This window comes from Actinomyces sp. ICM58 (genome assembly GCF_000283035.1).
GTDB lineage: Bacteria > Actinomycetota > Actinomycetes > Actinomycetales > Actinomycetaceae > Pauljensenia.
On record NZ_ALIY01000022.1, the window covers coordinates 1 to 7,202 of the forward strand.

5 protein-coding genes and 1 pseudogene are annotated in these 7,202 nt (G+C 67.0%); 4 read left to right on the forward strand and 2 right to left on the reverse strand.

Annotation, left to right across the window (positions count from 1 at the left end):
- The 3 genes and pseudogenes from HMPREF1138_RS11190 to HMPREF1138_RS01125 form a co-directional block, all read left to right on the forward strand.
- Positions 1-262: pseudogene (locus tag HMPREF1138_RS11190) on the forward strand (hypothetical protein); the annotation flags it as partial.
- On the forward strand, positions 255-1,787 hold the full coding sequence (locus HMPREF1138_RS01120) for a multicopper oxidase domain-containing protein (protein ID WP_009055511.1): 1,533 nt from the start codon (positions 255-257) through the stop codon (positions 1,785-1,787). The pseudogene HMPREF1138_RS11190 and the gene HMPREF1138_RS01120, both read left to right, overlap by 8 nt.
- Positions 1,788-1,928: 141 nt before the next feature.
- The gene (locus tag HMPREF1138_RS01125) at positions 1,929-3,146 is read left to right on the forward strand and encodes an MFS transporter (RefSeq protein WP_009055515.1); all 1,218 of its coding nucleotides are present in this window, start codon (positions 1,929-1,931) and stop codon (positions 3,144-3,146) included.
- 147 nt (positions 3,147-3,293) lie between these two features.
- Here the strand turns inward: HMPREF1138_RS01125 and HMPREF1138_RS01130 are convergent, their stop codons facing one another.
- The gene (locus HMPREF1138_RS01130; RefSeq protein WP_009055516.1) at positions 3,294-4,334 is read right to left on the reverse strand and encodes a hypothetical protein; all 1,041 of its coding nucleotides are present in this window, start codon (positions 4,332-4,334) and stop codon (positions 3,294-3,296) included.
- 158 nt (positions 4,335-4,492) lie between these two features.
- Between HMPREF1138_RS01130 and HMPREF1138_RS01135 the strand changes: the two genes are divergently transcribed.
- On the forward strand, positions 4,493-5,740 hold the full coding sequence (locus HMPREF1138_RS01135) for an App1 family protein (protein ID WP_039936385.1): 1,248 nt from the start codon (positions 4,493-4,495) through the stop codon (positions 5,738-5,740).
- A 986-nt stretch (positions 5,741-6,726) separates the two neighbouring features.
- On the opposite strand, the gene HMPREF1138_RS10575 is transcribed toward HMPREF1138_RS01135, so the two are convergent.
- Positions 6,727-7,202 (reverse strand): integrase core domain-containing protein (locus tag HMPREF1138_RS10575; protein WP_155887115.1); only part of this gene is annotated, 476 nt, incomplete at its 5' end.

Sequence of the window (7,202 nt, forward strand, 5' to 3'; positions counted from 1 at the left end):
CGCGGTGCGCGTCGGGGTCGGCGTGCTCGAGGCCGGGGCTCCGATCCGGGAGGCGGCTCGCAACGTGGCCGCAGTGTTCGCCCTTGCTGTCGTATCCCTCGGTGGTATATCCGCCGAGCGCCTCACCACCGCCGCGTGGGTGGTCCTGCTGGCCACCTACGTCGTCGACATTGTCCTCTTGGGCCGCGGCGGCGTGGCCCAGGCGCGCGCCAAGCGCGCCGCCCAATCCCCCACCACCACGCAAGGAGGCCGCCGTGGCTGACCTGAACCTGTCTGCGTCACCGTCGCCGGGAGGCAAGAACCCGAAGGCGTCCGCCCCGAAGGGCGCCGCTTCGAAGGAAACGCCGAAGCTGCGCATGAGCCCGGCGGGCGACCACTCGCCCGTGAGCCGCACGGCGGGCGCGATCATCGGCGTTGTCTCCGTCGTGGCGCTCGCGCTGGCGATCTTCCTGTCTAACCCCACCGCACCCACTACGTCGGGCACGGGCGCGGGGACGGGAACCACGGCCTCGTCCGTGACGCCGACCGGGCACACGACCCGCGTGTCGGTGGGTGTCGAGGGCATGGCCTTCACGCCCAACCACATCGAGGTCCCGGTCGGCGACCGCCTCATCATTGACTTCACGAACTCGGGGGACCAGCGCCACGACCTGGTGTTCGAGACGGGCGTGACCTCCGGGTCTCTGGCGACCGGCGAGACGAAAGAACTGGACCTCGGCGTCATCTCCGGCGACGTCGAGGGCTGGTGCTCCCTGCCCGGACACCGCGAGATGGGTATGACCCTGCACGTGCAGGCCACGGGCGTATCCTCGGGTTCCTCGTCCTCCGGCGCCTCCTCCTCGGCGGGGGCCTCCGCCTCGGGCGGCCACGCGGGCCACGACCACGGCCAGGACGCCGCCGCGGGACCCGCTACCCCGACCGAGCTGACGGACTACGCGGCGACGATCACCCCGCGCGACCCGGTCCTGCCGCCCGCCACAAGCGAAACCGAACGCCACTACACGTTCACGGTCACCGAGCAGACCGTCAACGTCACGAGCTCGCTGACCCGCCAGACGTGGACCTTCAACGGGGACGCGCCCGGCCCGATCCTGCGCGGACACATCGGCGACACCTTCCACATCACGCTGGTCAACAACGGGACGATGAGCCACTCGCTGGACTTCCACGCGGGCCTCGTCGCCCCCGACCAGGTCATGCGCTCGATCGAACCCGGGCAGACCCTCGAGTACACCTTCGTCGCGAAGAACGCGGGCATATGGCTCTACCACTGCTCGACCGCACCCATGTCCATGCACATCGCGAACGGCATGTTCGGCGCCGTCATCATCGACCCAACCGACCTGGGCACGGTCGACCGCGAGTACGTGATGGTCGCCTCCGAGCTCTACCTGGGCGCGGACGGACAGAGCGCGGACGCCTCCCTCCTGTCGGCCCTGGCGCCCAACGCGATGGCCTTCAACGGCGTGCCCTTCCAGTACAAGGCGCACCCCATCCAGATGAAGACCAACGAGCGCGTGCGCGTGTGGGTCATGGACGCGGGCCCCAACCTGGCGACCACCTTCCACGTCGTGGGCACCCAGTTCGACACCGTGTGGCGCGAGGGCGCCTACGTCATCCGAGGCGGAGGGTCCGGTGGCGGCTGGGGACAGGTCCTGACCCTGGGCGCCGCCGAGGGCGGCTTCGTCGAGTTCACGCCGCTGGAGGCCGGCCACTACTCCTTCGTCAACCACGCGCTCTCCCTGGCGGAAAAAGGCCAGGTTGGCGTCTTCGAGGTGAGCGACTGAGCCTTTCCCCGTTTCCCGGCCACGGCCTCGTCCACGCTCGACGAGGCCGTGGCTGCGTCCCGGCCTCGCGCGCGGTAAGGGGTTAGCTACACCCCATCACGACCGGCATTGGCGCCCTCCGACCGACGATAGAATAAGGGGATGCTGGGTACCTATCTCGACATTTTGCATTACCGTCAGGCCTGGAAGTTTTCCGCTGCCGGGCTGATTCTGCGCCTCCCTATGTCGATGGTGGGTTTGTCCACGATCCTGTTGGTGCGCGCCGAGTACGGCAACTACACGCTGGCCGGCGCCGTGTCGGCGGTCAACATCATCGTCATGGCGGTCTGCGCGCCCATCCTCGCCCGCCGCGTCGACCGCTACGGGCAGCTGCGCGTCATGGGGCCCGCGTGGATCATCTCCACCGTGTCGATGTGCGCGCTGGTGGCCGCCACCCTCATGCATGCACCCGAGTGGCTGCTGTTCATCCCGGCGGCCCTCGCGGGCGCCACGTGGGGCGCTCCGGGCGCGCTCGTGCGCTCACGCTGGACCACGATCCTGAACAAGCCCGGCCAGTTGACGACCGCCTACGCCCTCGAGTCGGCGGTCGACGAGTTCGTCTACATCGTGGGGCCCGTGCTCTCCACGGTCCTGGGCACGGCCCTGCACCCGGCGACCGGCTTGGCGATCTCCATCCTGAGCCTGGCGGTGGGCGGCGCACTCTTCCTGTCTCGCCGTTCCTCCGAGCCCGCGACGATCCCCTACGACCCGCACGCCCCGCGCGAGTCCGTCATCCGCAAGCCCGTCGTCCTCGTCATGGCTGCCACCTACATTGGCATGGGCATGACCTTCGGCGCGATGGAGGTCTCGATGGTCAGCTTCACCGAGGAGCTGGGCGCTCCCGCACTCGGCGGCATCCTCCTGGCGCTCTTTTCGATCGGTTCACTGACCGCCGCCCTGTTCTACGGGGCGCGCACGTGGAGGCGCCCCACCTGGCAGCTCTTCACGATCGGCGTCATCGCGATGGCGATCGGCATGAGCCTGTTCCCCGTCGCCTTCAACATCTGGACGATGGCCGCCGTCATCCTTGTTACGGGCCTGACCTGCGCCCCGACGATGACGAATGTCAACGTCATCATTCAGCAGTCCGTGTCCGCTGCGAAGCTCACCGAGGGCCTGACCTGGATGTCAACCTCGATCAACCTGGGCACCTCGCTGGGCACGGCGATCGCCGGGCCCGCGATCGACTCGATCGGGGCTCGCGGCGGCCTCTTCACCATGGCGGGTGCCGGGTGGGCGATGGTCGTCCTCATGCTCGTCGGCCTGCCCGCCCTGCGTAAGAATACGGCCGCCCCGACGCCCGAGCTCCCCCTCGACTGAGCGGGCCTTGGGCGGCCGCGCGCGTGACACCCGAGGCCCCCGGCCTCGTCGAGCTGCTGTCCGTTAGGAGAACTCCACGCGCGTCTGCCCCTGGTTCGAGGCGCATATCGGCGACGTAGGTCGTGCTGGAGTAGGTGGGGCGAACACTCAGCTCGTCACCTTGTATGTGATGGTGACAGGATCACGGTAATGGAGCACATACACCCAGGTCACGGTGACATTCTCGTCAGTGCCATCTGGGAATGACACGGTTACGTTAACCCAGTTTTTCTCGAGAGCGGGCCTGGTGAACTCGAAGCGCATATCATCCCTCATCGAGATCGTGACACTGTCCTCGCCCTTGCCGCGCAGCCTCGAGTCGCACACCCAGGAATCTTCGCCTCGCAAGCACTGCCGAATCATGCTCTCGATGTCCGCATGCACCTCGTCGTAGTCCTCGGGGGTTGCAACGACACGAATACCGAAATCGTCACCGAGCGCCACGGTCACATGGTCGAAGTCGCCGGAGTCGATCAGAGTATCATCGCTCCCCCACAGCTCCTGGTACCAGCGCTCCGACATCTTCGTCAGATGAATATCGTAGAGCCCGGGGTATCCACTGATCGTCACGGACGCGCACGGGTAGGGCCGTCCATTTCCCCCGGTAGGAAAGTCATAGAGGGACTGTTCTCCGACCGTCAGCGAGGAGATGGCTCTATCAAGCGTCACCCTCGTGCGCACCATGAGCGGAGTCTCAATGACCCACGCCCCCATCTCCCGCTTGTCAGAAGCGGAAACGTATCCGCTGGCTTGTGCCACTGAAAACACGCCTGTCTGTTCTGATCCCGCCACCGTGTAACGGACCGTCACCATGTAGTCACTGTTGTGTTCCTTCTCCAATGACAGGTCGATGAGCTGCGGGTATTCAATGGGCTGTGCCATCGACGCGTCTAACGTGCAGTGCAGATCCGAACAGCCCGGGAAGGCCGGACGCGCATACTCCTCAGCCTCCTCGTATTTCCCCTCAAAGACCAGCTGGACGTACCGCTGCGCCGCTTCCTCGGCCGAGGCCTTCTCCCACGCCGGCTTGCCAACGAACCAGCAAGCCATACCGGCGCCCACCACGAGCACGAGCACGAGCAACACCAGCCGGCGTATGACCCTCGGCCGCCGCGCGGCTGCCCCACCCCAGAGCTCTTCCTGCGTCATTGTTTCTCCTTCATGCTCTCTCGACGACGAGGCCCACACCTCAGTGGACAGGCGCACAACCGACTCGCGGCACTCCTTTTGACTGTGCGGTCAGACTACCACAGGGCGCCTGCGGCTCCGTCGCTCCGGAGCTTGCGCTTCCCCGGTGGGTTGGCCCTATGATTACCCTGATGTTGCTTCGACCTCCTCTCATCGACGACGAGTCCCCCTCACTCGCCCTGGCACTGACCGCCGGCGCGGGTGAATTTGCGTCGACCCTGCTGGTCGCGGCCATGTCGAAAGGCTGGTTCTACCCGGGAGTCGTCGGCTTTGGCGGCATCGGCTCCCAGCGCAGCGCCCGCATCCTCGGCCGCGTCCTCATGGCCCGCGGTGACGAGTCGCGCACGTGGCTGCAAAACCGCCGCGGGTGGCGCCAGTTCTTTAACGCGCAAGTCCCCCGCCAGCCCGTCCTCGTCACCATCGGCAACGCCCGCAGGCTCGCCTTCGCCGACCGCGGCGGCTTCGTCGACATGACGGTGCTCGGCCACGGCCTCGAACCCGGCTGGCACAACGCCACCATCCAAGTCCTGCACGCGGGCGACGTGCGAGCCCTCGGCCTCTCCGAAGACACGGCCGCCAAGCTCGCCACCACTCTGCGCACCGCGACCCCCCTGCCGGCTCCGGCCTCGGCGATGTACGAGCGCCCCCGCAAGGGCCGCATCCGCGCCGGGCGCCCGGCCCGCGTGCGCGTGCGCATCGTCTCCGACGACGAACACTTCGGCGTCGTCTCCGACATCGACGACACCGTCATGGTCTCCATGCTGCCGCGCCTTGTCACGGCCGCGCGGCACGCCTTCCTGGACCGCGTCTCCTCGCGCGAGGCCGTCCCGGGCATGGCGGAACTGCTGACGACGCTCACGACCTCGTCGGCGACCTCAGAGGGGGTGCCAGAAGGCACACACGCCCCCATCATGTACCTGTCGACCGGAGCGTGGAACGTCGTACCCACGGTCCGCTCATTCCTGGAGCGCACCGGCTACCCGGCGGGCGGCTTCCTCATGACGGACTTTGGCCCGTCGAACACCGGGTGGTTCCGCTCGGGCCCCGAGCACAAACGCCGCGAACTGCGCCGCCTGGCGCGCATGTTCCCGCACGTGCGGTGGCTCCTCGTCGGCGACGACGGCCAGCGTGACCCCGAGATTTACGCGGAGTTCGCGCGCGAATTCCCCCAGGCGGTCGCGGGTATCGCGATTCGTTCCCTCTCTGAGATCGAACAGTTCATGGCCCACGGCACCTTCGAGGCGATGGTCCCCGACGCGCTGTGGACGGTCCCCGAGTCCATCCCCGTCTGGTACGGCTCTAACGGCCACGCCCTCCTCGAGAACATTCGAGGCCGGGGCACCGCCGGGCCGCTCTCCTCTTTCTGAGGCCCCCTCAACGAGGCCGGGACGCCCTCCCGGGCCGCTGTCCTCCTACTGACGCCCCTCGACGAGGCCGGGCGCCTTCCCCGGCCCACTGTCCTCCTCCTGACGCCCCTCGACGAGGCCGGGGCACCCTCCCCGGGCCACTGTCCTCCTACTGACGCCCCTCGACGAGGCCGGGGCACCCTCCCCGGGTCGGCGCAGCGGAAGCAGGCCACTTCGTGCGCAGACAGGACAGCGATTATGGACATAACGGGTCGGTCGCGACACGGTCCCAGGCGTCGTCGAGGGCGGTGTCGTCAGGCTAGCCTGCTCGCACCGCCGCTCCTCAGACAGGATGCGCCCCATCGGGAACATTGCAGCTGATCGGGGGCATTCAACCCGTGCGGGAGCATGACCCCAGGGGTAATGGTGGGGGTTTTGCACCATTAGAAGCATCCTGTCGGCGTGTCGCCGGCGTGTCGCGGCTCTAATGCTGCAATTCCCCCCGTTTGGCGACGCCCTCGACACGGGGCGAGCTCGACCGTGCGTCTCTAGTGCTGCAATTCCCCCCACGCGACGGCCGGTGGCATGGGTGTGGTGGCCCGTACCATCGGTGCGACGGCGGGCGGCGGGTGCGTGGCGCCCACATCGCAGACCACCTCGGCGAAAAATGGCTGACATTGGCTTAATGGGTGAGATGTTCTGTGATGCGGGCAACTCCGGCACGCAGTTCACCCCTGCGGCCCCTCCGCGCCAGGGCGGATGGGGGGTTTTGCACCATTAGAAGCATCCTGTCGGCGTGTCGCCGGCGTGTCGCGACTCTAATGGTGCAATTCCCCCCGTTTGATGGCGCCCTCGACATGGGGCGAGCTCGACCGTGCGCCTCTTATGCCGCAATTCCCCCGTTTGGTGGCGGTGAGGCCGCGGTTCGGGGCAGTATGGCGCCCAAAGTGCAGACCACCTCGGCGAAAAACGCCGAAATTAGGTTGTCGTAGGCGAGGCGGCCTGCGTTATGGACACAACGGTGTCAAGTCCTGGGTTTTGTGGAGGCTTGTTGAGGCCGCTTCCTTTCGTGTTGTTGTGTGTTGGTTTTCTGCTTGTTGTGGTGTGATGCCGCCCAGGGCGAGGTGGGGGCGGCGGGTGTTGTACCAGTGGACCCAGGCGGCGGTTTCGCGTTCGACCTCGCGCCGATCGCGCCAGGGGCCGGCGTAGCCGGGGCGCGCCTCGTTGTCGATCAGTTCTGCTTCGTACAAAGAGTTCAACGCTTCGGCCAGGGCGCTATCGTAGGAGTCACCAGTCGAACCCACCGAAGCTACTGCCTGGCAACAGGCGAGAGCTTGCCCGTAGCGCACGTCGCAGTATTGGACGCCTCGGTCGGAGTAGTGCACGAGCCCACGAGTGCCTATATCATCGCGGCGACGTTGGTAGATCGCCATGTTCAACGCGTCCAGGGCCACGTCGGCATGCAGCGAGGAGGCGACTTTCC